At 64.9% G+C, this 1,606-nt stretch carries 2 protein-coding genes; both read left to right on the forward strand.

Going from position 1 to position 1,606, the window contains the following annotated elements:
* On the forward strand, nucleotides 1-988 hold a 988-nt coding region (locus WA702_RS25655; RefSeq protein ID WP_425113341.1), incomplete at its 5' end, for a murein hydrolase activator EnvC family protein.
* A partial coding sequence (locus WA702_RS25660) for a S41 family peptidase (protein ID WP_425113342.1) occupies nucleotides 985-1,606 on the forward strand: 622 nt, incomplete at its 3' end. The genes WA702_RS25655 and WA702_RS25660, both read left to right, overlap by 4 nt.

Here is a 1,606-nt window from a genome sequence, read left to right on the forward strand (position 1 = left end):
GCGCGAGCAGGAGATCCGCGCCTCGCTCGACTCGCGCCGCGCCGAGATCGTCGAGGTGCTGGCGGCGCTGCAGCGTGCCGGGCGCCGGACGCCGCCGGCGCTGCTGGTACGGCCCGAGGATGCGCTGCAGTCGCTGCGGACCGCGATGCTACTGGGCTCGGTGGTGCCGGAGATGCGCTCGCGCGCCCAAAAGCTCTCCGGTGATCTCGGCGAGCTGATGGCCGTGCACAAGACCATCGCGGCCGAGCGCGACGGGCTCGCGCAGGATCGCGACAAGCTCAGAAGCGATCAGGTGCGCCTCAGCGCCCTGATCGAGGAGCGCCAGCGCAAGCAGGCGAACGCCGAGAAGGACATGCAGGCCGAGGGCGCGCGCGCGGTGGCGCTGGCGCAGCAGATCGACAATCTGCAGGGCCTGATCTCCACCATGGAGCAGGACGTCAAGACCGCAGCCAAGGCCGCGGTGACCGCGAGCCTGCAGGGCGTTCCGGTCAACAGCAAGCCGGACGTCAATGCGCTGAAGAACCCGGGCCGCAAGAGTCCGGCGATCGCCTTTGCGTCGACCAAGGGCATGCTCGCCTTTCCCGTGAATGGAACGAAGATCCGCGAATTCGGCGGTTCCGACGGCGCTGGCGGCATCGACAAAGGTATTTCGCTGGCGGCCCGGCCCGGTGCCCAGGTCACAACCCCGTGTGACGGCTGGGTTGTTTATGCCGGCCCGTTCCGCAGCTACGGACAACTCTTGATCCTCAATGCCGGGGGCGGGTATCATGTCCTGATCGCCGGGATGGAGCGTATTTCCGTCAATATCGGGCAGTTTGTTCAGGCGGGAGAGCCGGTCGCCACGATGGGATCGACCTCTCAGGTCGCGTCCATTCTCGCTACCAATGCGAAGCAACCAGTGCTCTACGTCGAGTTCCGGAAAGACGGTACCCCAATCGATCCAGGCCCATGGTGGGCCGCAAACGAAGGCGAGAAGGTTCGCGGATGATGCGTAAGACTTCGGTAATTCTCCTGAGCATGGCAACCGGTGCGGCATTGACCTTGTTCGCCACCCAGCCACGCGCCGTGCTGATGGGATCGAGTGCGCGCGCAGCGACCGCCGATACCTATCGCCAACTCAATCTGTTCGGCGACGTCTTCGAGCGCGTCCGCAGCGACTATGTCGAGAAGCCCGACGATTCGAAGCTGGTCGAATCGGCCATCAGCGGCATGCTGTCCGGCCTCGATCCGCATTCGAGCTACATGGACGCCAAGAGCTTCCGTGACATGCAGGTGCAGACCCGCGGCGAGTTCGGCGGTCTCGGCATCGAGGTCACCATGGAGGACGGCCTGATCAAGGTGGTGTCGCCGATCGACGACACGCCGGCGTCGAAGGCCGGTATCCAGGCCAACGACATCATCACCAATCTCGACGACGAGGCCGTACAGGGCCTGACCCTGAACCAGGCGGTCGAGAAGATGCGCGGTCCGGTCGGCAGCAAGATCAAGCTGAAGGTCATCCGCAAGGGCGTCGACAATCCGCTCGACATCACCTTGATGCGCGACAACATCCGTGTCCGCTCGGTGCGTTCGCGCGTCGAGGCCGATGACGTCGCCTACATCCGCA

This window comes from Bradyrhizobium sp., from assembly GCF_049798375.1.
In the GTDB taxonomy this organism is placed as follows: domain Bacteria; phylum Pseudomonadota; class Alphaproteobacteria; order Rhizobiales; family Xanthobacteraceae; genus Bradyrhizobium.